The organism is Pedobacter rhodius, assembly GCF_027213645.1.
In the GTDB taxonomy this organism is placed as follows: Bacteria; Bacteroidota; Bacteroidia; order Sphingobacteriales; family Sphingobacteriaceae; genus Pedobacter; species Pedobacter rhodius.
Window position 1 is genome coordinate 704269 of record NZ_JAPWGL010000001.1, and the last position, 22528, is coordinate 726796.

General features: G+C 36.7%; 25 protein-coding genes. 12 read left to right on the plus strand and 13 right to left on the minus strand.

The annotated features are described in order from the left end of the window. Nucleotides 1–12 precede the first annotated feature (12 nt). Entirely contained in the window at nt 13–486 is a 474-nt protein-coding gene (locus tag O0931_RS03190; protein ID WP_269414104.1) for a TlpA family protein disulfide reductase, read from the plus strand. Here O0931_RS03190 and O0931_RS03195 read toward each other — a convergent pair. Both O0931_RS03195 and O0931_RS03200 read right to left on the minus strand, forming a co-directional pair. Then, the gene (locus O0931_RS03195; RefSeq protein ID WP_269414105.1) at nt 479–2341 is read right to left on the minus strand and encodes an Nramp family divalent metal transporter; all 1863 of its coding nucleotides are present in this window, start codon (nt 2339–2341) and stop codon (nt 479–481) included. The genes O0931_RS03190 and O0931_RS03195 overlap by 8 nt on opposite strands. Next, the gene (locus tag O0931_RS03200; RefSeq protein WP_269414106.1) at nt 2328–2990 is read right to left on the minus strand and encodes a metal-dependent transcriptional regulator; all 663 of its coding nucleotides are present in this window, start codon (nt 2988–2990) and stop codon (nt 2328–2330) included. Before O0931_RS03200 ends, O0931_RS03195 begins: the two co-directional genes overlap by 14 nt. Before the next feature lie 126 nt (nt 2991–3116). On the opposite strand from O0931_RS03200, the gene O0931_RS03205 reads away from it, so the two are divergent. Further along, complete coding sequence (locus tag O0931_RS03205; RefSeq protein ID WP_056090420.1) at nt 3117–3587, plus strand: Lrp/AsnC family transcriptional regulator; 471 nt, start codon at nt 3117–3119, stop codon at nt 3585–3587. A 256-nt stretch (nt 3588–3843) separates the two neighbouring features. Here the strand turns inward: O0931_RS03205 and O0931_RS03210 are convergent, their stop codons facing one another. From O0931_RS03210 to O0931_RS03220, 3 genes are all read right to left on the minus strand, one after another. Next, nucleotides 3844–4515, minus strand: coding sequence for an alpha/beta fold hydrolase (locus tag O0931_RS03210; protein ID WP_269414107.1), 672 nt, complete (start codon nt 4513–4515; stop codon nt 3844–3846). Further along, nucleotides 4516–5196 (minus strand): uracil-DNA glycosylase, encoded by a 681-nt coding sequence (gene ung, locus O0931_RS03215; protein ID WP_269414108.1) that lies wholly within the window; start codon nt 5194–5196, stop codon nt 4516–4518. It lies immediately after the preceding gene. An 83-nt stretch (nt 5197–5279) separates the two neighbouring features. Then, nucleotides 5280–5759 (minus strand): thioredoxin family protein, encoded by a 480-nt coding sequence (locus O0931_RS03220; protein ID WP_269414109.1) that lies wholly within the window; start codon nt 5757–5759, stop codon nt 5280–5282. 153 nt (nt 5760–5912) lie between these two features. On the opposite strand from O0931_RS03220, the gene O0931_RS03225 reads away from it, so the two are divergent. Then, the gene (locus O0931_RS03225) at nt 5913–6452 is read left to right on the plus strand and encodes a DUF2892 domain-containing protein (RefSeq protein WP_269414110.1); all 540 of its coding nucleotides are present in this window, start codon (nt 5913–5915) and stop codon (nt 6450–6452) included. A gap of 53 nt (nt 6453–6505) precedes the next feature. Here O0931_RS03225 and O0931_RS03230 read toward each other — a convergent pair whose 3' ends face one another. Further along, a complete protein-coding gene (locus tag O0931_RS03230; protein WP_269414111.1) occupies nt 6506–7003 on the minus strand; it encodes a YdeI/OmpD-associated family protein in 498 nt (165 codons plus the stop codon). A gap of 132 nt (nt 7004–7135) precedes the next feature. On the opposite strand from O0931_RS03230, the gene O0931_RS03235 reads away from it, so the two are divergent. Next, a complete protein-coding gene (locus O0931_RS03235; protein WP_269414112.1) occupies nt 7136–7690 on the plus strand; it encodes a pyridoxamine 5'-phosphate oxidase family protein in 555 nt (184 codons plus the stop codon). 116 nt (nt 7691–7806) lie between these two features. Here the strand turns inward: O0931_RS03235 and O0931_RS03240 are convergent, their stop codons facing one another. The 6 genes from O0931_RS03240 to O0931_RS03265 all read right to left on the minus strand — a co-directional run bounded on the left by O0931_RS03240 (nt 7807) and on the right by O0931_RS03265 (nt 14274). Then, entirely contained in the window at nt 7807–8019 is a 213-nt protein-coding gene (locus O0931_RS03240) for a hypothetical protein (RefSeq protein WP_056090401.1), read from the minus strand. Nucleotides 8020–8124: 105 nt separating this feature from the next. After that, nucleotides 8125–9834 (minus strand): lysine--tRNA ligase, encoded by a 1710-nt coding sequence (lysS, locus tag O0931_RS03245; RefSeq protein ID WP_269414113.1) that lies wholly within the window; start codon nt 9832–9834, stop codon nt 8125–8127. 121 nt (nt 9835–9955) lie between these two features. Beyond that, nucleotides 9956–11872, minus strand: coding sequence for an AMP-dependent synthetase/ligase (locus O0931_RS03250; RefSeq protein WP_269414114.1), 1917 nt, complete (start codon nt 11870–11872; stop codon nt 9956–9958). 245 nt (nt 11873–12117) lie between these two features. Continuing rightward, nucleotides 12118–12444 carry a HesB/IscA family protein gene (locus O0931_RS03255; protein WP_269414115.1) on the minus strand — a complete coding sequence of 109 codons (327 nt, stop codon included), beginning with the start codon at nt 12442–12444 and terminating at the stop codon, nt 12118–12120. An 87-nt stretch (nt 12445–12531) separates the two neighbouring features. Continuing rightward, nucleotides 12532–12945 (minus strand): Fe-S cluster assembly scaffold IscU, encoded by a 414-nt coding sequence (iscU, locus tag O0931_RS03260; protein ID WP_109924825.1) that lies wholly within the window; start codon nt 12943–12945, stop codon nt 12532–12534. A 117-nt stretch (nt 12946–13062) separates the two neighbouring features. Next, on the minus strand, nt 13063–14274 hold the full coding sequence (locus tag O0931_RS03265) for an IscS subfamily cysteine desulfurase (RefSeq protein ID WP_269414116.1): 1212 nt from the start codon (nt 14272–14274) through the stop codon (nt 13063–13065). Nucleotides 14275–14392: 118 nt separating this feature from the next. Here O0931_RS03265 and mce point away from each other — a divergent pair, with 118 nt between their 5' ends. Together mce and O0931_RS03275 are read left to right on the plus strand one after the other, a co-directional pair. Further along, nucleotides 14393–14800: a methylmalonyl-CoA epimerase gene (gene mce / locus O0931_RS03270; RefSeq protein ID WP_269414117.1), complete on the plus strand. Its 408-nt coding sequence runs from the start codon at nt 14393–14395 to the stop codon at nt 14798–14800. A 297-nt stretch (nt 14801–15097) separates the two neighbouring features. Further along, nucleotides 15098–15373 (plus strand): hypothetical protein, encoded by a 276-nt coding sequence (locus tag O0931_RS03275; protein WP_269414118.1) that lies wholly within the window; start codon nt 15098–15100, stop codon nt 15371–15373. Nucleotides 15374–15506: 133 nt separating this feature from the next. Here the strand turns inward: O0931_RS03275 and O0931_RS03280 are convergent, their stop codons facing one another. Then, nucleotides 15507–17129 carry an amidase gene (locus tag O0931_RS03280; protein ID WP_269414119.1) on the minus strand — a complete coding sequence of 541 codons (1623 nt, stop codon included), beginning with the start codon at nt 17127–17129 and terminating at the stop codon, nt 15507–15509. A 241-nt stretch (nt 17130–17370) separates the two neighbouring features. Here O0931_RS03280 and O0931_RS03285 point away from each other — a divergent pair, with 241 nt between their 5' ends. The 6 genes from O0931_RS03285 to O0931_RS03310 all read left to right on the plus strand — a co-directional run bounded on the left by O0931_RS03285 (nt 17371) and on the right by O0931_RS03310 (nt 22444). Next, nucleotides 17371–17619: a type B 50S ribosomal protein L31 gene (locus O0931_RS03285; protein WP_056090378.1), complete on the plus strand. Its 249-nt coding sequence runs from the start codon at nt 17371–17373 to the stop codon at nt 17617–17619. Nucleotides 17620–17692: 73 nt separating this feature from the next. After that, entirely contained in the window at nt 17693–18856 is a 1164-nt protein-coding gene (locus tag O0931_RS03290; RefSeq protein WP_269414120.1) for a putative sugar nucleotidyl transferase, read from the plus strand. 68 nt (nt 18857–18924) lie between these two features. Next, the gene (gene tpiA / locus O0931_RS03295; protein ID WP_269414121.1) at nt 18925–19686 is read left to right on the plus strand and encodes a triose-phosphate isomerase; all 762 of its coding nucleotides are present in this window, start codon (nt 18925–18927) and stop codon (nt 19684–19686) included. Then, nucleotides 19686–20525 (plus strand): 50S ribosomal protein L11 methyltransferase, encoded by an 840-nt coding sequence (prmA, locus tag O0931_RS03300; RefSeq protein ID WP_269414122.1) that lies wholly within the window; start codon nt 19686–19688, stop codon nt 20523–20525. Before tpiA ends, prmA begins: the two co-directional genes overlap by 1 nt. Nucleotides 20526–20731: 206 nt before the next feature. Continuing rightward, nucleotides 20732–22084 carry a UDP-N-acetylmuramate--L-alanine ligase gene (locus O0931_RS03305; RefSeq protein WP_269414123.1) on the plus strand — a complete coding sequence of 451 codons (1353 nt, stop codon included), beginning with the start codon at nt 20732–20734 and terminating at the stop codon, nt 22082–22084. A 39-nt stretch (nt 22085–22123) separates the two neighbouring features. Next, a complete protein-coding gene (locus tag O0931_RS03310; RefSeq protein WP_269414124.1) occupies nt 22124–22444 on the plus strand; it encodes a helix-turn-helix domain-containing protein in 321 nt (106 codons plus the stop codon). The last annotated feature ends 84 nt before the right edge of the window (nt 22445–22528 follow it).

Here is a 22528-nt window from a genome sequence, read left to right on the forward strand (position 1 = left end):
ATTTTATTCAATATGAAGTTAAGAAACCTGTTTTTAGCAATCATCTTATTATTTGCTTTAAATGCAAATGCGCAGCAACCAGCTTTTTTGCCACAGTTTAAATTCTTTAAACTGGACGGAAAACCATATTCAAATGTAAATATCAATCAGTCGAAGAAAACACTGTTTATCTTGTTTGATTGCACTTGCGAACATTGCCAGAGAGAAGCTAAAGAACTAAATAGTGTATACAGTAAGCTGAAAAATATCAATATTTTAATGGTAACATTTGATGAATCAATTTCAATTCAAAAGTTTTTTGGTTCTTATGCACCTGGTTTAAACCTGAAACCAAATGTTACTGTGCTTCAGGATAAAAACAAAACATTTATCCCTACCTTCCTGCCTTCCCAATATCCGGCGATGTATCTTTATTCTACTGCCGGTAAGTTATTGGTTTACAACAGTGGCGATGGCGGCATTAAAAAAGTGTTAAAATCTATCTGATAATTAAGACCGGAATATTCACTTTATGTCTTACAGAATCGACTGTGGTACCGAAAATTAAGTCCTTTAAACCTTTGTGCCCATGAGCACCCATTACCAATAGTTCCAGTTTATTTTCATTACTGATGGTTGCAATGGCTTTTGCGGTGCCGCCGAAACCAATAAATCCCGTCGCATCGTAGCCCAAATCTGCGAGATTTAACTTATACTTATCTAAATTTTCAGCATCACTTTTAGTTTCATGATCCATTACAATTGCTCCGTGATAACGTGCAGCAGCGGTTTCCACAACATGAATTAAGTAATAATGTGCATCTTTCCCTCCCTGAATTAAAGCATGCCTTATGGTATTTCTATCATTTTTCGAAAAGTCTACTGCAATACCAATTCGTTGGTAGCTAATCTTCTCGATTTTGCCGATATCAATCGCGTTACCATGAGGAACCATTTGCCTGTGCAGACTTCGTTTATCTAAAAGCGGATGGAAAAATACGTATAGCAATAATAAAATAATCAACGCTACTGCCGGAAGCACAAAAACATAAATCCACCAGGTATTTGAATCTTTAGTCCAGCCGGAAATTTCCTCGATAACCAGTTTTACGTTCAATGCAATAATTAAGGAGGCACTTCCCCAGGCTAATACTTTTACCCAGGTTTTAATGGCAAAATCCTTCATCAGTTTTTTATCTGATGTAAAATGAATAAGCGGAATTACTGCAAAACCAAGTTGTAAGCTTAAAACCACCTGACTGAGTACCAATAAACTGCCCAATGCGTCATTGCCATAGTGAAGAATCGTAAAAAATGCCGGGATAATCGCTAATAAGCGTGTTATTAATCTTCTTAGCCAGGGTTGAATCCTGAGGTTAATATGACCTTCCATGATGATTTGTCCGGCTAAGGTACCGGTTACGGTAGAACTCTGGCCTGCAGCAATTAAGGCAATAGCAAACAGGGTTGGGGCAACATTTCCAAAAATATTTGACAGCAATTTATGTGCATCCTGTATTTCGGCAACTTCATGTAAACCGTTTTTGAAAAAGGCTGCTGCAGCTAAAATCAAAATGGCGGCATTTACAAAAAAGGCCAGGTTCAATGCGACAGTGGTATCAATTAAATTAAATTTTAGGGCCTCCTTAATGCCTTTATTTGTCCGTTCTATTTTCCGTGTTTGAACTAATGAGGAGTGTAAATAAAGATTGTGTGGCATTACTGTTGCACCTATTATACCGATTGCAATATAAAGTGCATCACCACTTAATAAAGACGGCTCAAATCCTTTGGCCACTTCTTTAAGAGATGGCTCAACAATAAACATTTCAACAAGAAATGAAATACCGACAATAAAAACCATTGATACAATAAAACCTTCCATGGCCCTCATGCCTTTATTTAAAAGGAAAAGCAACAATATTGTATCGAAAATTGTTATAGAGATGCCCCATATTAACGGCAGGCCAAAAAGTAACTGTAGCCCTATTGCCATTCCGATTATTTCAGCTAGATCGCAGGCAATTATGGCCAGCTGGGCCAATCCGAATAAGGGGATATTTGCCCAGCGGGGATAAGCATGTTTTGATGCCTGAGCCAGATCTAAACCACGAACTATGCCTAAACGGGCACTCAGTGATTGTAACAGAAGCGCAATCAGGTTCGACATTAATAATACCCATATTAACTGATAACCAAATTTACTTCCACCGGCTAAATCTGTAGCCCAGTTTCCGGGATCCATGTAGCCGACACTGATTAAATAGGCCGGGCCGATAAAAGATAAAATCCTGCGCCAGCCTTTTCGCTTATTGGTATTTACGCTCTGATGTACTTCACTTAGCGATTCAGTTTTTGCCATTACTGCTGATTAAAATATGTTTTGCAACTTCCCTGCTAATGTTAATTTGTTTATTGGCTACCAAAATTTCTACTGAACCATCGAAGTCCGTAACATCAGAAATTTGTATTTGTTTGCCCAATGTTAAACCGAGTTTTTCCAAATGCTTTAAAAAAGCAGAACTATGCTGACTCACACCTGTAATCGTTCCGCCATCACCGATTTTAAGTTCAATCAGTTTTATGAATTGTGTTTTGGCAAATCTTCCGTTTTTATCCGGAATTGGGTCGCCATGGGGATCTGATTTTGGAAAACCAAGAAATTCATCAAGCCTTTCAATTAAATCAACCGACTTTATATGTTCCAATTCTTCAGCAACATCGTGAACTTCATCCCATTTAAAATTAAGTTTACTAACCAAGAATACTTCCCAAAGCCTATGTTTGCGCACAATATCTACAGCAGCTTGTTTGCCTTTCTCGGTCAAAGTAACGCCCTGATATTTCACATAATCAACTAAGCCTTTATCTGCAAGTTTTTTAATCATATCCGTAACTGAAGCTGGCTTGGTCTGCATCTGTTCCGCAATAGCATTCGTTTGAACATTTGCTGTTTTTTCTGATAGATGATAAATTATTTTAAGATAATTCTCTTCTGTAAAACTTTGCATTTATATTTATCTAAGTTTATTTTTAGGTAAATCTAAAAATTATTCTTTAAAATATATATGATAAATTATGTTAAAATTTAGAATATAATTTGGTTATGTTTGTATTCTCAATACCTTTAGACTTATATGGCATCTGAATTAGACAAAATTGATTTTAAAATTTTAAGAATCTTACAAGAGAATGGTAGAATTACCAATCTTTTATTATCGCAGGAAATTGGCCTCTCACCAGCGCCAACTTTAGAGCGGGTACGTAAACTTGAAATGGCCGGGTATATTAAAAGTTATCATGCCCTGGTTGATGAAGAAAAACTTGGTTTAGGTATTAAAACGTTTATTCAAATTCAGCTCGATTTTCATAAGAATAATACCATTCAAATCTTTTTGGATGAAGTAAATCAGATTAAGGAAATTACGGAATGTCATCATGTTACCGGCCAGGCAGATTTTCTTTTGAAGGTTTATGTTAAAGATATTAAATCTTATGAACGCTTAATTATGGATAAAATAAGTAAAATATCCGTTGTTAAAACCTTCCAGACCATGATGATAATGTCGACTACAAAAAAAGAGCCAATTGTGCCGCTGGAATATTAAATTCAAACTGATTTTTTTCGGGGAAGTCCTCATTGCGAATTTCTATTTTTTACCACCTTAGAGCACTAAGTTAGGCGTAGAAATTGTACATATATTGATTTACTAAGGTGCTTCTGCCATATTAAATCATATATAAATCAATCAAGTTTAAATTTTTTTGGGAATATTTAAAATGATTTGCTAAGGTTATCTTAGGTGTCTAAGGTGGTGAGCTTACTGAATTTTACGTTAGACCGTCATTGCGAATTTCTATTTTTCATCGAAGTGTGGTAATCTTTTCATCTAGAATTAGTTTGCTAATGAGTGCCGAAATTTCATTAGCCTTTTGATAAACCATAAAGTGTGTTCCGCCCTTAATTGAAAAATCAGGTTCTACTTTATTTGTATATAAGATTTTGTCATTCGTACCATGGATTTGAAAGAGTTTTTTAGGCTTGGTGTTATTCTTCCAACTTAAAATACTTCCAATTGCCCACTTTAAAAAATGAGCATCTGTATCTTCAATAATGTTCTTAAGTAGTTCTCGTTCCTCTTTTAACTTCGTTCCGAAAAAATAATTTTGTATTATGCTGTTACTCGATTTCAATATATTAGCAGGAACAATTTTAATTAAGCCAAGTTTACCTGCTAACCTGTAAATAAAAGGTAAATGCTTGCTTAGTAATGTGCTAGATATAATTATTGTTACTTTAGGTTCAAGAAGCTTGGCCAGTTCAACTGCAATCATCCCACCAAAAGAAACACCTACTAAAGAAAATGGTTTAGATTGATCTATCGATTTACTTAATCGTTCAGCATAATTTTTTAATGATTCATTTTTATGAAATGCTATCCAATTTAAATGAATAATGTTCAACTTATTATCCAATTTAATTTTAGAAAATATTCTTTTATCTGCGCCTAATCCGCTAATGAAATAAACATTCATTTAACCGGAAATTTTCCAATCAATAGGTGCCAAATTATTCTGTACAAGCAATTGATTTGCCTTCGAAAAATGCTTCGATCCAAAAAAACCATAGTAAGCTGAAAAAGGCGAGGGATGGGCAGCAGTTAATACGTAATGCTTTTTCTGGTCGATTAAGGCTGCCTTTTGTTGCGCATATTTACCCCATAATAGAAATATAATATGCTCTCTTTTCTCAGAAAGTGCTTTAATAATTTCATCTGTAAATATTTCCCAGCCGTGGTTCTGGTGCGAACCAGCCTCTGAGGCACGCACCGTTAGCGTGGCGTTTAATAATAAAACGCCTTGTTCTGCCCATTGTATTAAATTGCCATGCTGGGGTGTTTTAAAATCTTCGATATCAGTTTCGAGTTCTTTATAAATGTTTTTTAATGATGGCGGAACGGCAACGCCTTTTTGTACCGAAAAAGATAAACCATGCGCCTGATTAACACCATGATAGGGGTCTTGCCCTAAAATAACAACTTTAACTTTATCGAATGGCGTGGTGTTTAATGCGTTGAATATATCAGCCCCTTTTGGATATACTTTATGCCCTTTTTCCTTTTCTTCCAATAAAAAGGATTTAAGGCTTTTCATGTAATCCTTTTCAAATTCTTGTTCTAAAACAGCTAACCAGCCGGGTTCCAATGCAGCAGACATAATATTATAATGATGGATGATGTAAAATGGATAATGTAATTCAATTTAGATCCAGAATTACAACCGATTTTAATCAGAAAAGTTTAATATTTCTTTTTTAGTATCATAAGAAAATCGCCTTCCAGAGTCGTTTTAGGATGCTCTACGATACGGCCCAATTCCTTACCTTTTTTATCATAGATTATAAAAGTTGGTACTTTTTCAATATTCAAACCGTTAATCAGGCCATTCTCTGCCTTCTTATGACCGTCCACTGCTATGATAGCTACATTTTTTTCTTTGAATTGTAACGCATCCAAAACCTTAAAAAAATTGGGCACATTTACTTTACTATCGCTACACCAGGTTCCGAAAACAATTTTGACATGTTCTTTTTTTACCAGTTTTTTCAATTCAATCATCGTTGCAGCATCTGGTATATAAGCGGCGTACAACGGATCGTACATTTCTTTAAATTCAGGAAAACTAACAATGCCTTCGCGGGTACATGTATTAATTAAAATCTCTTTATTGTGGGCTTCGTCGTGGATTTTTTTATTTATTTCTTGTGCAGAAACATTCATAGCAAGCATAATTAGGGTTATAGACAGCAGATATTTCATGTTAGCAAATTGCTTTTTTTAGACTTGTAAATTTTTAATGAAATTATTGTTTTAAAATCTAATTTCTGCTATTTAAACACGATATTTGCAAAAAAATAATTTAGAATAAAATTTATGCCAAATATTATCAGATTAATAGCGGGGTTTGCATTATTGGGTGGCGCTGTAGCTTTATTTATTTTCGGTTTCTGGCCTTGGGGAATTTTTGCCATTCTATTAGGAATAATAGTGCTCGTAACCTATTTCTTCAACGAGAATATGCTTTTAGCACAATGGTTTCTAAGGAAAGATAATATGCCAAAAGCAAAGATGTATTTAGATAGAATTACGAATTATGAAAAGCAACTTATCAAACTTCAGCACGGTTATTATAATTTACTTGTTGGTTTAATTGAAAGCAGGACTGCGCCAATGAAATCAGAAAAGTATTTCAAAACAGCACTTAGCCTCGGTATGCAAATGGAACACAACATTGCACTGGCTAAATTAAGTTTAGCAGGTATTGCAATGGCAAAGCGAAATAAACGTGAAGCCACGATGTATTTGGCAGAAGCCAAAAAAGCAGATAAAAATAAATTGCTGGCCGATCAGATTAAACAAATGAAAGATCAGATGGGGATGATGGACAAACAGCAGCAAGTTCGTTACAGATAAAATATAAGCCATTTCCATAAGAGATGGCTTTTTAGTTTAATAAGAATTTAATTTCAGGGATGATCTCTTCCGATAAACCGTTCCTTACCTAAAAGAAATTGTATAGCTCTTTTAACATTCCTATCAATTGAATCTTCCGTTTTCAAGTTAGCAATATATCTTATAATCTCTTTTTGTAAATAGGGTGCCAATTGCTCAAAAACCACTTTTGCTGCTGTGCATTCTTCTAATGCCTCAATTAATTTTGGAGGCATCTCAATTGTTCTTTCAATTGAATCAAACATAACTTCAAAAGTTGCCAGCTCACCAACATCTTTACCAGCAGCTTTTCTCATTGGTGTATTAAGATATAATCGCCAGTTACCGGCATATTTTACTAGTGTTTGTTTAAAATCATGGCCATCAATTTTTATTTTAACCGGAATTTTACCTTTATCTTTTCCTGCTTGTTGAAAAAGACATTTTAACTGAATTTCCGGGACAAATACAAAAGGATTTATGCCGATAATATGTATTTCTGCTTCGAATGAACTGAGTTTGATTTCTTCCATAGTAAGATTGACAGTTAAAATTAGCATTTTTAATAACCGGCTAAAAATATTTATTCCTGTCAGGAATGTGCTTTTTCAATTCTTTAAAACCAAATCAATTTAAGGATTGTAGTGTATAAAAACTTTATACCTATGGCAACATCACAAGAAGGAAGTACTAACAATACTCAGGAAGAAGACAACATTAAAGATTTAGGCGGCAAAGAAGCTGTAACCAAACTTAAGGAATTAGCCGAAAAGGCGGAAAGCTGTTTCTTTTGTACAAATATCAAAACAGGCCTACCTTTATCTGTAAGGCCAATGGCTATTCAGCAGGTTGATGAAGAGGGAAACATCTGGTTTATGAGTATGAAAGACAGCCATAAAAATGAGGAAATTGCATCAGACCCTTTTACCCATTTATTTTTTCAGGCAAGTGCCCACTCCGGGTTTGTAAATGTTTATGGTATTTCTGAAATCAGCCGGGATCAGGCTAAGATTGACGAACTTTGGACGCCTATAATTAAAACATGGTTTCAAGGTGGAAAAGACGACCCGAATATTACTTTGATTAAAGTTATCCCATCAGAAGCTTATTATTGGGATAACAAACATGGAAACGCTGTGGCATTTCTGAAAATGGCTGCTTCTGTTATAAGCGGAAAAACGATGGATGATTCGGTAGAGGGAATTTTGGATATTGATTAAAAAGGATTTTGTTTATAATCGGTTAACTGGTCATTATAATTGCAGACAATTAGCGCTAAACTGGTTATTGTTTAGGCCTTAGTAAGCCAATTGCAAACTGTTAACTGCAACCTGTTTTATTTATCACCTAAATAATCAAATCCTTCGAATTCTTCTCTTTGATTTCTTTTAGATAAGATATCATCTTCTTCGGCTTCAGCTCTTTTAAAGAAGAATGCTTCTGCTTGGATTCTTTTGATTAGCTGATGAACCAAAGATAAATCGAAGGCTTCTTTACTCAACTTAATGCAGTATTCTCTTTCGGTGATTTCTAAACTTGAAGTATTCATAACGCAATGATTTTATTGTCGATTGCTGTAAATATAGAAAAGGCTTGCTAAATAATTGTTAGCAAGCCTTTTAAGTTTATGTTATGCTTTTGTTAATACCTTAACCTATTTATGAGAAAGGAATAGGCCATCATCCGTTTTGGCAACCTTTAAAATTCCTTTTCCGGTTAAAGCTTTTAAAGTGGTGTCCCACTTTTTATTGCTCCAATCGGTTAGTTTCGCTTTGACGTCAGTTAACAAAGCTTGTTCTCCTTCTTTAACTAAAGTATATAATTCAGTCTCTTCAGGTGTTAACTCTAATTTCTTTTTCTCCGGACGCATTTGCGGGAAAAACAAAACTTCCTGAATGGTACTTTGATTCGTCATTAACATCACTAAACGGTCGATACCAATGCCCAAGCCTGAAGTAGGCGGCATGCCGTATTCCAGCGCACGAACAAAATCATCATCCATTGCCATTGCTTCATCGTCGCCACGGGCAGCGAGTTTTAACTGATCTTCCAGGCGTTCTTTCTGATCAATCGGATCGTTTAATTCCGAATAAGCATTGGCGATTTCTTTACCATTAACAAATAACTCGAAACGCTCAACCAAGCCTTCAGCAGAACGATGCTTTTTGGCCAATGGAGTCATTTCAATCGGGTAATCGGTAATGTATGTTGGCTGAATTAAGTTTGCTTCGACCTTTGCACCGAAAATTTCATCAATTAATTTACCACGACCCATTGTAGAATCGATTTCAATGCCCATTTCATTACATTTTACAGCAATTTCATCTTCGGTCATTGCTGAAACATCGACGCCAGTATATTTTTGAATCGATTCGTACATGGTCAGTTTTTCGTATGGCCCTTCAAAATTGATTTCGTTAGCACCAACTTTAACTACAGCAGAACCATTTGTCGCAATCGCAACTTTTTCTAAACATTCTTCAACCATGGCCATCATCCAGATATAATCTTTATAGGCTACATAAATCTCCATTGAAGTAAATTCGGGATTATGTGTACGGTCCATACCTTCGTTGCGGAACATTTTACCGAACTCGTAAACGCCATCAAAACCGGCAACGATTAAGCGCTTCAAATACAATTCATTTGCAATACGCAAATAAAGCGGCATGTCCAGCGTATTATGATGTGTTGCAAACGGACGCGCCGCCGCGCCGCCATGAATGGGCTGAAGAATCGGTGTTTCCACTTCCATCCATCCCTGATTATCAAAATAACTGCGCATGGTATTAATAACCTTGCTGCGTTTAATGAAAATCTGTTTGTAATCCGGATTTACGGTTAAATCGACATAACGCATGCGATAACGCAGTTCAGGATCCGTAAAGCCGTCATAAATATTTCCATCATCATCACGTTTTACCACCGGTAAAGGGCGTAATGATTTTGCCAGAACTGTAAAATCGGTAACATGAACAGAAATTTCACCGGTTTGAGTGGTAAAAACATAGCCTTTAACGCCAATATAATCGCCAAGATCCAACAACTTTTTAAAAACAGTGTTGTATAGCGTTTTATCTTCATCAGGACAAAGATCATCACGCTTTAAATAGAGTTGAACACGGCCGGTAGAATCCTGTAATTCAGCAAAAGATGCACTGCCCATAATCCGGCGTGTCATTAATCTTCCTGCAATGCTGATGGTCTTATAAGCGGTTTTATCTTTTTCGTAGTTTGTATTAATATCTGCAGCATATGCATTAACTTCATATGATTCGGCAGGATAAGGCTCAATGCCCAGTTCGCGTAATTGTTTCAGCGACTCACGTCGCAATATTTCTTGTTCTGATAATCCTATACTCATTTCGGGTATTTTTTGCAAAAGTAATGAAAATCCTCCGTCATTGCGAGGCACGAAGCAATCTTTATAATTTACAAGTTCTTTTATGATAAGATTGCTTCGTGCCTCGCAATGATGAGTTTAATTATGATTCCGCTTCTACGCCTTCTTCGTACATTCCGTTGATCGCATCCGCATATTTCTTTTCTACAATCCGGCGTTTGACTTTTAGCGTTGGCGTAATTTCGCCTTCATCAATATTGAAAGGGTTACGTTTAATTCTAAAGTTTTTAATACGCTCGAACTTGGCCAGTTCATTAGAGATTTTCTTAATGTCTTGCTCCATCCAGTCGATAATTTCAGGATTGCTGATAAATGGATCGGCTTCTTCGAAAAATGATGGTTTTAAATGGAAAGTTTCCTCCAGAGTTTCCCGGTTTGGAATGATAATGGCTGTTATAAATTCCCGTTTATCGCCAATCAGAAACAACTGGTCGATTTTTGGGCTTTTTAGGTAAATGTTCTCTACTGGTGTAGGATAAACATTTTTACCGTAAGCATTTACAATCATATTTTTTAAACGATCAGTAATTTGAAGATTACCCTTGTAAAAACGGCCAATATCCCCTGTATGAAACCACATATCCTTATCGATAGCTTCGGCGGTTTCGGCAGGTTTATTGAAATAACCTTTCATGACACAATGACCGCGAACAATTACTTCGCCTTCTGCGCACTCAAATTCTTCGTTAAAAGTTTCGTGAGTTTGAATATTAATGACTGCTTTACTTTCTACATCCTGGATGCCAATTTCAATACCCGGAATAACCCTTCCGACAGTTCCGTAAACCTGCCTGTGGTATTCTGTTACCGACATCACCGGAGAAGTTTCTGTTAGGCCAAAACCTTCCAGTATTTTGATACCCAAATCACCGAAAAACTCCCCGACATTTTTCGGTAACGCAGCGCCACCGGAAATCATAAATTTTAACCGGCCGCCGGTTTTCTCTTTTATTTTACTAAATACCAATTTTTCTGCGATTCCTTTCTTGGCCGATAAAATCAGTCCGGGATTTTTACCTGCTTCCTTCGCCACCCGGTATTTATTTCCCGTTTCCAACGCCCAGGTAAATATTTTAGCTTTTGTTCCACCGCCAGCTGTTCCCGATTTTATTGCCTTATCGTGAATACGCTCCAATAGTCTTGGTACGCAGCTCATCACCGTTGGACGAACTTCACCCATGTTTTTGGCCAGTAATTCTAAACTTTGTGCGAAAGCGATTTTACAGCCTTGAGCACAACAAACATGGTAAGTTGCCGTACGTTCAAATACGTGAGACAATGGCAAAAACGAAAGGAAAGTTTCAGTCTGGTCGATTACCGGAATTTGTTGTAAACAAACCTCAACGTTTTTTACAAAGTTGTAATGTGTTAACATAACGCCTTTGGGTGTTCCTGTTGTACCAGATGTGTAAATTAATGAGGAAACATCGCTCGGTAAAACTAAGCTTCTGCATTGTTCAATTTCTGCTTTTTCAGCAGCTGTAACCTGGTGTTTAAGTGCCAGAATATCAGAAAAAGCAATTACTTCAACATTAACATCAGCAGGTACGGTTACTTTTTCAAAATCTTTAAAAGCCGGGATAATATATTTTAATTCTTTACAATTGGCTGCGACTTTTAATACTTTACGATATAAAAAGTTATTGCCGACAAGTATTCCTTTTATGCCTGAATCATTAATTATGTAGGCAACTTCCTGCTCAGAAAGCGTAGGATAAATAGAAACATTAATTACACCAATTTGCTGAATACCCTGGTCATAATAAACATATTCAGGTGAATTCTCAATCATCAGTCCAAGGCGATCACCTTTCTTTATTCCTTTCTCTAAAAAGTAGGCAGAAACAGCATCAGCTCTCTTCAATGTATCTTCGAAGGAAATCTCTGTCCATTCCGCACCTTGTTTGTGTATTAAAAAAGTTTCTGTTGGTTTGTGAATATTTTTTACAACATTCCTTAAAAGGGTAGGGATGGTTGAAAATTCGTTAATTAATGGCATTGCTCTTTATTTGGTATTCGTTATAATCAACAATTATAATGCTTTTTGGTTTAAAAATGCAAATTGATACGTTTTCAATAGATTAAAAGCAGTATAATAGTTCCCGTAGATTACAAGATTTTCGCAGATTTAAAAGGAAGTAGATCTATAACTCTGTAAAATCTACTGATATTTTCGGAAAAATCTTTTTAACTGTAAAAAAAAAGGCCCCATTAAATGGAGCCTTCTAAAATTATTTACAGATCTTAAACGGAGAAACTTTCGCCACAACCGCAAGTACGGCTGGCATTAGGGTTTACAAAATTGAAACCCTTTCCATTTAATCCGTCTGTAAAATCTAATTCAGTTCCGGCTAAATAAAGGAACGACTTCATATCTAACGCGATTTTGATTCCTCTATCTTCAAAAAACTGATCGCCTTTTTGCTCTTCATTATCAAAATCTAAATTGTACGATAAACCTGAACAGCCACCACCTTTCACAGAAACGCGTAAAAAGTAATCAGAACTCATTTCAGAATCCTGCATCAGGTGATCAATTTTTTCTTTTGCTTTATCGGTTATAGTAATCATAGTATCGAGATTTGAGTATCGAGTATCAAGTATCAAGTATCAAGATTTGAGTAGTACATCTTGATACTTATATCTTGCTACTTTGTTCTAATGGTGTGATTTCTCTAAAACAATTGCTTCTAAACCATTTTTAACACGATAATCGTTAATGGCCGATTTAATTGCATCTTCTGCTAATACCGAACAGTGAATTTTAACAGGAGGTAAAGCCAGTTCCTCAACAATATCCATATTGTCGATAGTTAAAGCTTCATCAATTGTTTTTCCTTTTAACCATTCTGTAGCTAAAGAAGAAGATGCGATAGCTGAACCACAACCAAATGTTTTAAATTTAGCATCGGTGATAACGTTATCTTCTCCAACTTCAATTTGCAAACGCATTACGTCGCCACACTCAGGTGCACCAACTAAGCCTGTTCCTACAAATTTACTGTCTTTATTTAATGTACCTACATTACGTGGGTTATTGTAATGGTCAATTACTTTTTCTGAATATGCCATGTCTTTATTTTTTTAGCCTTCTGTGAAGGGGATTATTAATTTTTTGCTTAAAGCTTAAAGACCAAAGTCTAAAGCGCTTAGCTTTTCGCTTTTATCTTTCTGCTTTAGTCTTTTTGCTTAGTGTTCTGCCCACTCAATTTTACTCAAGTCAATTCCTTCTTTAAACATTTCCCAAAGTGGAGAAAGTTCTCTCAGGTGATTAACCGCTTTTTGCGTAATTTCTATGGCGTGGTCAATATCTTCTTCAGTAGTAAATCTTCCTAAACCATAACGGATTGAAGAATGTGCTAAATCATCAGATAAACCTAAACTTTTTAATACATAAGACGGTTCTAATGATGCAGAAGTACAGGCCGAACCTGAAGATACAGCTAAATCACTCATCGCCATCATCAAACCTTCACCTTCAACGTATTTGAAAGATATATTTGCTACATGTGGTAAACGGTGTTGGGTATTACCATTAACATAACTCTCTTCCATTTTATTTAGAGTCGATTCTAACCTGTCGCGTAAGCCGGATAATCGAATGGCCTCACTTTCCATTTCTAAACGGCAAAGTTCGCAGGCTTTACCCAAACCAACGATACCCGGAACGTTTAACGTACCCGAACGCATTCCACGCTCGTGGCCACCGCCATCCATTTGTGAAGTTACTTTAACCCTGGGATTTTTTCTGCGAACGTAAAGTGCACCAACACCTTTCGGACCATACATTTTATGTGCTGAAAAAGCCATTAAGTCAATTCCATCTGCATTTACGTCAACAGGGATTTTACCAACCGCTTGTGTCGCATCCGTCATAAATAGTGCGCCATGTTTATGTGCGATTGCCGAAATTTCTTTTACGGGTTGGATAACCCCGATTTCGTTGTTTCCGTACATGATACAAACCAGAATAGTTTCCGGTGTCATTGCCGCTTCTAATTCAGCCAAATCAATTAAACCATCTTCTTTAACGCCTAAATAAGTTACCCTGGCGCCATTTTTTTCAAGGTGTTTGCAAGTATCCAGTACAGCTTTATGTTCAGTAACCGCAGTAATGATGTGGTTACCTTTTTCTTTATACATCTCGAAAACGCCTTTAATACCTAAGTTATCCGCTTCGGTAGCACCGGATGTAAAAATAATTTCTTTATCAGTACAGCCGATTAATTTGGCTACCTGCTCACGGGCATAATCTACTCCCTCTTCGGCCACCCATCCAAAAGCGTGATTACGACTTGCGGCATTTCCAAATTTCTCAGTAAAGTAAGGTAGCATTGCTTCCAAAACCCTTGGATCTAAAGGCGTGGTTGCATTATTATCTAAATATATCGGCTGTTTCATCTCTATTCTGTTAATTATGATTACAAAGATACGAAAAAACTTATTTAACAATTATAATTAATAGCTATGACCTTATCATTAAAACCTGCATTTTTACATTCACATAACCTTATAATCTATGAACAAGATAGAACACATCGGCATCGCTGTGAAAGACCTGAACAGTTCGATAGCTATTTATCAGAAATTACTCAATACCGACTGTTACAAAACGGAGCAAGTTGCATCGGAGTCGGTAAATACTGCTTTTTTTAAAACAGGTGATAACAAGGTAGAATTACTTGAAGCAACATCAACAGATAGTGCAATTGCCAAATTTATCGCAAAAAAAGGAGAGGGTATTCATCATGTTGCATTTCTGGTAGATGATATTCTGGCCGAAATGGAACGTTTGCATCAGGAAGGATTTGTTTTGTTAAGCGAATCACCTAAAAAAGGTGCTGATAATAAAATGGTTTGCTTTGTGCATCCGAAAGACACGAATGGGGTACTGATCGAGATTTGTCAGGAGATTAAGTGGGTTTAAGGGATGGAAGATGGGTGAGGTAAAATGGAAGACAGGTATTTAATTTCCAATACCGGTCATCCTCGCGTATGCGTGGATCTTAAATCAGTAAGCGTTCAATTTTTTATTTGAAAACGAACGGTTCTGTATTTCATCGCTTTCAGCAGCCCTGCTAACCGCTTTACGCCGCGATCAGCTGAAAAGGCTGCTGCTTCGTGTCCGCTATTATCAGGTTTATTTAACTTAGTTTTGTGGTTCCTGGATTAAAAAATAGTTAACATAATCCTAAAAATCCTTTAATCCTGCAAATCCTGGTCCGTGTCACTACTAAAAATCATCAGCAAAGATTTCGATATCCCTGAAAACATTTCAGAAGGCGAATTACGCCGGGCAATGGTTGATGCTTTTGCTTATCTGGTCGATAACGATTTTCCAAAATTGATTCAGATACTTTATAAGGCTGATGTTGACCAATATAAATTAAAAGAATTACTCGAAACCACCGAAGACAGAAGTGCTGCGGAAGTTATTGCAGACGCTTACATTGCACGGCAACTCGCTAAAATCGAAACCTGGAAAAAATACAGTAAATAGAGACTAAAAGCTAAAGCTGAAAGACCCAAGCAGACTTAGTTTTGCCAAATTTGCCTCCGGGAAAAGACTAAAACTTTTTAAAAAAAAATTACAATATTTTGGTCATAAAAAACGGTTTTTCTGTGGCAAATGATTAAACGCCTGATGAAAAATTAGATGATTTTATAAATTTAGGCGCGCTTCGATGTTTCGTTGCCTGCTCGTAGGCAAAAGCCATGGCCAGAACCTTTGGTTCTTCATAAGCCAATGCCATAATAGATAGGCCTACAGGTAATTCGTAAATTTTTCCCATCGGAACCGTAATGTGTGGGAAACCTGCCATCGCCGCAGGCGAACAGAAGTAAAATCCATTACTGTAATCGCCATTAAATAAATCAATGCCTGATGGGATACCATAACTCGTTCCGGCAATGGCGTCCAATTTGTTTTTTGCCATTAAATCCGAAATAATTTTTCTTGAAGATATTACCTTTTCAACTGCTTCCTTGTATTCCTTGCTGTTAATATCAGGTGCCTTATCGCTGCTTTCTGAAGTCTCCTGCTTAAAATAGGGCATGGCTGTGCTTTCATTTGCTTTATTGAAGGCAATAACATCGCTTAGTGTTTTTACCTTTGCATTTGCTTTCGATAGGTAAGCGTTGACGCCATCTTTAAATTCGCACTGCAATACCGTAAAACTGGCTGAGCCGATAACCCTCATTTCTTTCAAAAGTTCGATTTCTATAATTTCAGCACCTGATTCTTTTAATTTACTTATCGCATTTTTATAAAGCGCAACAACACCTTCATGCCCGGTTAAGAACGACTTTTCAATACCTATTCTTTTCCCTTTTAACGCGTCTGTTTTAAGAAATTTGGTGTAATCCTGCGCTGTTTTGCCATCGCTGTTTTTTGTAATTTCATCGTTTGAATCAACACCGGTTAAAACGGACAGCAAAATTGCCACATCGGTAACATTTCTGCCCATCGGGCCGGCAGTATCCTGTGTTTTAGAAATCGGAATAATTCCGCTTCGGCTTAGTAAACCAACTGTTGGTTTCAGACCTACTATGCCATTATAAGAAGAAGGTGCAATTACAGAACCGTTTGTTTCCGTTCCGATAGCAATGGCGCATAGGTTTGCAGAAACTGCAGAACCGGAACCTGAGCTCGAACCACTCGGACTTCTGTCCAGGATAAATGGATTTTTGGTTTGTCCGCCACGGCTGCTCCATCCGCTGCACGAACGAGTGGAACGGAAATTTGCCCACTCACTCAAATTTGTTTTACCTATAATGACTGCACCTGCTTCACGCAGTTTTTTTACGATAAAAGCGTCTTCACTTGCAATGTTTCCTGCTAAAGCAAGCGAACCCGCTGTAGTTTGCATTTTATCGCCTGTGTTGATATTATCTTTAATTAAAACCGGAATACCATGCATCATTCCTCTGGTTCTACCCGCTTTCCTTTCCTCATCCATTTTTGCCGCAATCTCTATAGCATCAGGATTTAATTCAATTACGGCATTTAGCTTTGGACCGCTTTTATCTATTTTTTCAATTCTTTTTAAATACAGCTTCGTAATGGATTTTGAAGAAGCTTGTCCGCTTTGCATTCGTTTTTGTAATTCACTGATGGTAACTTCATTTAATTCGAAATCATCTTTAAATGCTGTTATTACATCATCGCTGGCTATTACTACTGCCGATGCAGGTAAGCCAATTGTTGTAATTAAACCCGCGGCAGAACCGCTTTTAATAAAATTTCTTCTGTTCATTAGGATGGTTAAAAAGCTTGAAGCAATAAATATAGATTTTAAATGTTTTACTTCAACAGATTCTAAAAAATCTTATAATATAAAATTTTGTTTAACACTTGTATTTCATAAATAAAATTAAGATATTTGCATCCTCTAAAATAGAGGTAGAAAGACTAATAGAAAGGTCATAAGCGTTGTTGCCAGCAAATTGCAAAAATGTTCTTGATGCTTTCACATAAATAACTAAAATAATATTCAAATGAAAAAAGATTTGCACCCATCAAGCTACAGACCAGTTGTTTTCAAAGATATGTCTAACGAATATGCTTTCTTAACAAAATCTTGCGTAGATACTAAAGAAACGATTAAATGGGAAGATGGTAATGAGTATCCTCTTTACAAATTAGAGATTTCTCATATGTCTCACCCTTTTTATACCGGTAAAATGAAATTGGTTGATACTGCAGGACGTATCGATAAATTCAAAAACCGTTACGCTAAGAAATAATTTTAGCCGTAAAAAAGCATTTTTTAAAGTCCCTTTGCCAAAAGCATCGGGACTTTTTTTATTTTTGTTGCTTATGACAATCAATCTGTTTGATGATTCCAGTTGGGAATCATTACGTCCGCTTACTTTTACCAGGCCAGTAGCCGATTTACGCATTGGCATTCTAACCATAGCCGAAAAATGGGCAAAGCATTTAAATGCCGATTTCGGTTTCAGTACTCAAGATTATCTTTCTGTAAAATACCCGTCAAAAACGACCAATGTCTTTATTAATGGCGCCATTTGTCCGGATGATGCCTTATTAAATGCCGTAAACAATCTTAAATCCGGTGAAGTTTTACTTAAACAAGAGCTAATAATTGCTTTTAATGCCGATAAATTTGATTTAGAATCGGCGAAAACTTTAAAGCCTGTTCATTTCGATGGAAGCTTTACACATTTAGTTTATCCAAACGATATTTTTACGCATAACGGAACAGAAATAAAAAAGGATTTTGACCTGTTAACGAAGGGAAGAACCTCTGCACGTTTAAGTGCTACAAATACTTTTTTAGGCGATAATATCTTTGTTGAAGAAGGTGCAACAGCCGAGTGTTCAGTTTTTAACAGCTTGCAGGGCCCAATTTATTTAGGTAAAAATTCACAGGTTTGGGAAAGTACTAATATTCGTGGTTCCTTTGCTTTGGGTGAAGATTCTTCGGTGAAAATGGGGGCTAAAATTTATTCAAATACGACGATTGGACCGCACAGCAGGGTTGGTGGTGAAATCAATAACGCCGTAATCTGGGGCTACTCTTCAAAAGGTCATGAAGGTTATTTAGGCAATGCGGTTATGGGGCAATGGTGCAATATCGGTGCTGATAGTAACAATTCGAACCTGAAGAACAATTATGCTGAAGTAAGGCTTTGGGATTACAGTAAAGAAAGTTTCCGCAAAACCGGTCTGCAATTTTGTGGTCTGATTATGGCCGATCATGCTAAATGCGGTATCAATACCATGTTTAATACCGGAACGGTTGCTGGGGTTAGTGCAAATATCTTCGGACCTGGTTTCCCGCGTAATTTTATTCCTGATTTTGCCTGGGGTGGCGCTCAAGGTTTTGAAATTTACAGCTTAAAAAAGATGTTTGAAACCGCGGAGAAAGTTTATGCAAGAAGGGATCTGCCTTTTGATGACACTGAGAAAGCCATTCTGAACAAGGTTTTCGAATTAACACAAGAATTTAGAAGATTTTAAATTGGTCGAAATGTTTAATAGTTGGAATGTTCCAACGTTGCAAAATTTCAACCTTAAAACAATAAACAATGAGAAAAAAAATAGTTGCAGGAAACTGGAAAATGAATTTAGACTATAACGAAGGCATTTCGTTATTCAGCGAAATTGTAAACATGGTAAAAGATGAGCGCAAAGGCGATCAGCTTGCTATTATATGCGCTCCCTTTATTCATTTAAATAGCCTGGCAAAATTGGGTGGTACTGATGTAACTATCGGTGCTCAAAATATTCACGATAAAGAAAACGGTGCGTATACAGGCGAAATTTCTGCTAAAATGGTTAAATCTGTTGGTGTAGAATATGTTATTTTAGGTCACTCCGAGCGCAGGCAATACCAGGCAGAAAGCGATGAATTATTGGCTGCAAAAACCAAAATCGCTTTGGCTAATAATTTAAAACCTATTTTCTGTATCGGCGAAACTTTGGATGAGCGTAACAACGGGAGCTATTACGAAGTTTTAAAGAAACAATTGGTAGAAGGCCTTTTCAGTTTGACAGAAGACGATTTCAGAAAAGTTGTTATTGCTTACGAACCGGTTTGGGCTATTGGTACGGGTTTAACGGCATCGCCAGAGCAAGCGCAAGACATTCATGCATTCATCCGCAGTGAAATTGAAGCCAATTATGGTTTTAATGTTGCTGACGATACCACGATTTTATATGGCGGCAGCTGTAATCCGGGTAATGCGGCAAGTTTGTTCGCTCAAAAAGATATTGATGGCGGATTAATTGGTGGCGCATCCTTAAAATCACGCGATTTTACAGATATTATTAAAGCTTTAAACAGCTAATGCAATACATAAAAGCAATATTTAAATTCGAAAGTATTGAAGACTATCAGCAGGATTTGTTAATCAGCGACCTTGCAGATTTGGGCTTTGATACTTTCGAAGATAGTGAGAACGGATTTACAGCTTTTATAATCGCGGCTAATTTTAACGAGCAGGAGTTGAAAGAACTACTTGCTAATTATGCTGAAGATTTTCAAACAAGTTTTACCTTGGAAGACGTAGCTGATGAAAATTGGAATGCAGAGTGGGAAAAGAATTTCAGTCCGTTGATTATTGATGATGTTTGTTATGTTCGGGCTACTTTTCATGCGCCTCAGCCATCTTATCCTTACGAGATTGTAATCGACCCGAAAATGGCCTTCGGAACTGGCCATCACCAAACCACAACAATGGTAATGCAGTATATTCTGACGGCCGATGTAAAAGACAAAGCGATTTTAGATATGGGCTGCGGTACAGGTATTTTAGCCATTCTCGCGGCTAAACTTGGTGCCAAAAGTTTAATGGCCATTGATTACGATGATATCTGTTATCAAAGTACTATTGAAAATGCTGCATTGAATAATGTTAAAAATCTGGATGCTTTATGTGGAAGCAAGGAAATTATTCCTGATGAGGTCTACGATATTATTCTGGCCAATATCAACAGGAATATTTTGCTTGATCAAATTAGCCGGTATGCAGAAGTTCTGAAGCCTGAAGGCAAAATCTTTTTCAGCGGCTTTTACCTCGACCCTGATTTGGGAATGATTACGGCCGAATGTGCTAAATATGGCATTAAATACATTGATCATAAACAAAATGGCGACTGGGTAGCGGCGCAGTTTGAAAAGAGGTGAAATGTAAGATGTAAAGTGGATGAGGTGAATAGCTCCTGCCATTACCCAAAATTTTAACTATAGGTTGGTGTCTCACCGACCGAAACTTAATTTGGTTGTTGAGACACCAACTAATATAAAGTGAGAACAAAGGTTAATTGATTTGTCTTTAATCCTTGTTCATTGTCCTTTTGTCTAAATAATTCTTTATCTAAAAAAAGATAAATATGCGTATACATTTTATTGCGATAGGAGGAAGTGCAATGCACAATCTGGCGATTGCACTTCATAAAAAAGGGTATCAGATTTCAGGTTCTGATGATGTGATTTTTGAGCCAGCAAAATCCCGGTTGGATAAATATGGTTTGTTACCAGCCGAAATGGGTTGGGATGAAAACAGCATATCCACAGATTTAGATGCTGTGATTTTAGGGATGCATGCCAGAATTGATAACCCTGAGTTGATGAAAGCACAGGAGCTGGGTATTAAGATCTATTCTTATCCTGAATACATTTACGAGCAAAGTAAAGATAAATTGCGTGTTGTAATTGGTGGCAGTCATGGTAAAACAACTATTACCAGTATGATTTTGCATGTGTTGAATTATTATAGCCGTGATTTTGATTATTTAGTTGGTGCGCAACTTGCAGGTTTTGAAACGATGGTTAAAGTTACCAAAGAGGCACCTGTTATGATTATCGAAGGCGATGAATATTTATCATCGCCGATTGACAGAAGGCCGAAATTTCATTTGTACAAAGCCAATGTAGCCGTAATAAGTGGTATCGCCTGGGATCACATAAATGTATTTCCGACCTATGCGGATTATACTGCTCAATTCGATAAATTCATTAATACGATTGAAGCAGGTGGCACTTTAATTTACTGCGAGGCTGATGCGGATTTAAATGAAATTGTCGAGAAATCTGAAGCAAGGATTACGAAAATTGGTTACGCGATTCCGGAGCACGAAATTAAAAACGGCATAACCTATTTACTTCCTGAAAAAACTGCGCTGAAAGTATTTGGCGATCATAACTTAATGAATATGAACGCCGCTAAGTTGGTTTGTAAGCAATTGAATATTAGTGAAACTGAATTTAATGAGGCTATTTCTTCATTTTCAGGGGCAGCCAAACGCTTAGAAGTAATTTCTGCCGATGAATCGACAAATGTTTATAAAGATTTTGCGCATTCACCGTCAAAGTTGAAGGCGACAATTGAAGCTGTAAAATCACAATTTACGAATCGGAAATTGGTTGCTTGCATTGAGTTACATACTTTCAGTAGTTTAAATAAAGATTTCCTGAAAGAATATGCAGATTCAATGGATAAAGCAGATGAAGCAATCGTTTTCATCGATTTAAAATCATTTGAACAGAAAAGGATGGAGCCTTTCTCCGAGCAGGATGTTCAGGACGCCTTTTCAAATCCGAAGCTGAAATTTTTCAATGATGCTTCAAAACTAAAAACGTATCTGCTAAGCTTGAATTATAAAAATTCAAACCTGCTTATGATGAGCTCTGGTAACTATGCAGGCTTTGATTTGCCGGAATTGGCCGCTGGGCTGTCCCGATAGTTTTGCCACAGATTTACAGATTATTTTGGAGTTAATATCATGAAAAGTATTGGAGCGAATATCAAGCAGAGTAGGGTGGCGCTTGGCTTAAGCCAGGCCGATGCCGCAAAAAAGCTTAGTATTTCTACACCTGCTTTTTGTAAAATAGAAACCGGACAAACGGATTTGAACGTGTCGCGTCTGCTTCAAATTGCTAAAACTTTTAAGGTTTCAGTTAATCAGCTTCTTTCTGGTGATTCTGGTCGTGAAGACTCATTGGAAGAACTATCTATTTTAAAACAAGAATTATCAGCAAAAGAAGAGGAAGTTAACAAACTTCGGAAGAAGGTTATTGAGCTCTATGAGAAGTTAGGGATGTAGTAGGTGTTGTCATTCTGAACGCAGTGAAGAATCCCCCTCAAAAAGCTCGTTTCTAAAATAAACCAATGAATTATTTAAGTTAGA

Coding starts and splice junctions, on each gene's coding strand:
- O0931_RS03190 (WP_269414104.1), top strand. CDS start 13: ATGAAGTTAAGAAACCTGTTTTTAGCAATCATCTTATTATTTGCTTTA.
- O0931_RS03195 (WP_269414105.1), bottom strand. CDS start 2,341: ATGGCAAAAACTGAATCGCTAAGTGAAGTACATCAGAGCGTAAATACC.
- O0931_RS03200 (WP_269414106.1), bottom strand. CDS start 2,990: ATGCAAAGTTTTACAGAAGAGAATTATCTTAAAATAATTTATCATCTA.
- O0931_RS03205 (WP_056090420.1), top strand. CDS start 3,117: ATGGCATCTGAATTAGACAAAATTGATTTTAAAATTTTAAGAATCTTA.
- O0931_RS03210 (WP_269414107.1), bottom strand. CDS start 4,515: ATGAATGTTTATTTCATTAGCGGATTAGGCGCAGATAAAAGAATATTT.
- ung (WP_269414108.1), bottom strand. CDS start 5,196: ATGTCTGCTGCATTGGAACCCGGCTGGTTAGCTGTTTTAGAACAAGAA.
- O0931_RS03220 (WP_269414109.1), bottom strand. CDS start 5,759: ATGAATGTTTCTGCACAAGAAATAAATAAAAAAATCCACGACGAAGCC.
- O0931_RS03225 (WP_269414110.1), top strand. CDS start 5,913: ATGCCAAATATTATCAGATTAATAGCGGGGTTTGCATTATTGGGTGGC.
- O0931_RS03230 (WP_269414111.1), bottom strand. CDS start 7,003: ATGGAAGAAATCAAACTCAGTTCATTCGAAGCAGAAATACATATTATC.
- O0931_RS03235 (WP_269414112.1), top strand. CDS start 7,136: ATGGCAACATCACAAGAAGGAAGTACTAACAATACTCAGGAAGAAGAC.
- O0931_RS03240 (WP_056090401.1), bottom strand. CDS start 8,019: ATGAATACTTCAAGTTTAGAAATCACCGAAAGAGAATACTGCATTAAG.
- lysS (WP_269414113.1), bottom strand. CDS start 9,834: ATGAGTATAGGATTATCAGAACAAGAAATATTGCGACGTGAGTCGCTG.
- O0931_RS03250 (WP_269414114.1), bottom strand. CDS start 11,872: ATGCCATTAATTAACGAATTTTCAACCATCCCTACCCTTTTAAGGAAT.
- O0931_RS03255 (WP_269414115.1), bottom strand. CDS start 12,444: ATGATTACTATAACCGATAAAGCAAAAGAAAAAATTGATCACCTGATG.
- iscU (WP_109924825.1), bottom strand. CDS start 12,945: ATGGCATATTCAGAAAAAGTAATTGACCATTACAATAACCCACGTAAT.
- O0931_RS03265 (WP_269414116.1), bottom strand. CDS start 14,274: ATGAAACAGCCGATATATTTAGATAATAATGCAACCACGCCTTTAGAT.
- mce (WP_269414117.1), top strand. CDS start 14,393: ATGAACAAGATAGAACACATCGGCATCGCTGTGAAAGACCTGAACAGT.
- O0931_RS03280 (WP_269414119.1), bottom strand. CDS start 17,129: ATGAACAGAAGAAATTTTATTAAAAGCGGTTCTGCCGCGGGTTTAATT.
- O0931_RS03285 (WP_056090378.1), top strand. CDS start 17,371: ATGAAAAAAGATTTGCACCCATCAAGCTACAGACCAGTTGTTTTCAAA.
- O0931_RS03290 (WP_269414120.1), top strand. CDS start 17,693: ATGACAATCAATCTGTTTGATGATTCCAGTTGGGAATCATTACGTCCG.
- tpiA (WP_269414121.1), top strand. CDS start 18,925: ATGAGAAAAAAAATAGTTGCAGGAAACTGGAAAATGAATTTAGACTAT.
- prmA (WP_269414122.1), top strand. CDS start 19,686: ATGCAATACATAAAAGCAATATTTAAATTCGAAAGTATTGAAGACTAT.
- O0931_RS03305 (WP_269414123.1), top strand. CDS start 20,732: ATGCGTATACATTTTATTGCGATAGGAGGAAGTGCAATGCACAATCTG.
- O0931_RS03310 (WP_269414124.1), top strand. CDS start 22,124: ATGAAAAGTATTGGAGCGAATATCAAGCAGAGTAGGGTGGCGCTTGGC.